Below are 1,609 nucleotides of genomic sequence, written 5' to 3'. Positions count from 1 at the left end.
ATGATTGAGCCGACAGAAACAGAATCAAAAGAAACACTGGATGGCTTTATTGATGCTATGATTCAAATTGCTAGGGAAGCAGAGGAGAATCCGGAAATTGTACAGGAAGCACCACATACAACGGTAATAAGCCGTTTGGACGAAGCACTAGCTGCTCGTAAGCCTGTATTGAGATATCAAAATTAATAAGAATACATTTTAAGCAGCTGTCATGACCAGATAGCTGCTTTTTTAGAAGAATGAATAATCTGTCGGACGGGGTAAGGAGGGAAATACAATCGAAAATACATTTTGCTTTTCAAATGAAAGAGTCATGCTGAGAGAAATGATTAGTAGTGATTGGGTTGATGTACATAAATACGCATCACAAGATATCGTTTGTCAGTACCAGCCCTGGGGACCGAATACAGAAGAAGAATCAAAAAAATTTGTGAACCAAGTAATCGAAGATTCAACACAAAAACGAAGAGCAAGGTTTGTCTTCGCAATTATTTATAATGGAAGTATGATTGGGGCTGGAGAGTTTAATATACGGAGTTTCACTAATAAAGCTGGAGAAATTGGCTATGTTGTAAATCCAGATTATTGGAGAAGAGGAATGGCAACAGAAGTCACGTCTTTATTAATTGACTTTGGATTTAAGGAACTGAACCTGCATCGTATTTTTGCAACCTGTGACCCAAGAAATATAGGATCAGCAAAGGTGTTGGAGAAAGTTGGAATGGTTAGGGAAGGGATTATTCGAGGCCATCTGTTCATGAGAGGAGGCTGGCGGGATTCATTATTATACAGTATTTTAGTACATGAATGGGAAAGGTGAATAGACAAATAATTATTTTTATGGGTGTGATACTTTAATAATAGAGTATCGCTTTTTTTATCGGAGGATAGCTGTCCAATAAATATATGATTATTTACAATGCTAAAATTAAATGGGGCCTTACTTGAAAATGAGAAGATAGGTAGTAGGTAGACTTTTATTATGTAAGAAAAAATGCGACCGCAGTTTTTATTTAAATGTTGTCTTAAAATGACGGGAACCTGAGATTAGATTATCCTTCTAATTTCGATTATTCAGTGCCAATCAGGTATAATGGATAAAAGCATCTCTAAAGTGGAGAATCAGCTAAGTAACCGAAAAAGAGGAACATACATGACTGAACATAGCTTTAATGATTGTAACATAAGTCGCGAGATTATGCGGGCATTAAGTAAAATGAATTATTTTCAACCGACAGAGGTCCAGCAAAAGGTGATTCCGATCGCGATTGGTAATCAGGATCTTATCGTAAAAGCACAAACTGGCAGTGGGAAAACAGCTGCGTATGGAATCCCGATTTGTCATCATATAGAGTGGATCGAAAATAAACCTCAGGCACTTATCCTAACACCGACGAGAGAATTGGCTGCACAGGTGAAGGAAGATTTAACGAATATTGGTCGATTTAAGCGGATCAAAGCAGCAGCAGTTTATGGAAAGCAATCATTTGCCAAGCAACAGCTGGAGCTTAAGCAAAAAAATCATATTGTCGTTGGAACACCGGGCAGAGTGTTAGATCATATTCAAAAAGGAACATTAAACGTTGGTGAACTGCGCTATCTGGTAATT

At 37.6% G+C, this 1,609-nt stretch carries 2 protein-coding genes and 1 pseudogene; all 3 read left to right on the top strand.

All coding sequences use genetic code 11. The features are described 5' to 3' along the window. A pseudogene (locus tag AC52RT_RS12340) lies at positions 1-186 on the top strand (aminomethyl-transferring glycine dehydrogenase subunit GcvPB); the annotation flags it as partial. A gap of 127 nt (positions 187-313) precedes the next feature. Further along, complete coding sequence (locus tag AC52RT_RS12335) at positions 314-820, top strand: GNAT family N-acetyltransferase (RefSeq protein ID WP_495541021.1); 507 nt, start codon at positions 314-316, stop codon at positions 818-820. 333 nt (positions 821-1,153) lie between these two features. Then, on the top strand, positions 1,154-1,609 hold a 456-nt coding region (locus tag AC52RT_RS12330; protein ID WP_495541020.1), incomplete at its 3' end, for a DEAD/DEAH box helicase.

Source organism: Peribacillus sp., assembly GCF_059453735.1.
Note: the sequence above shows the minus strand (reverse complement) of the source record. Positions and strands in the feature narration are given on the sequence as shown.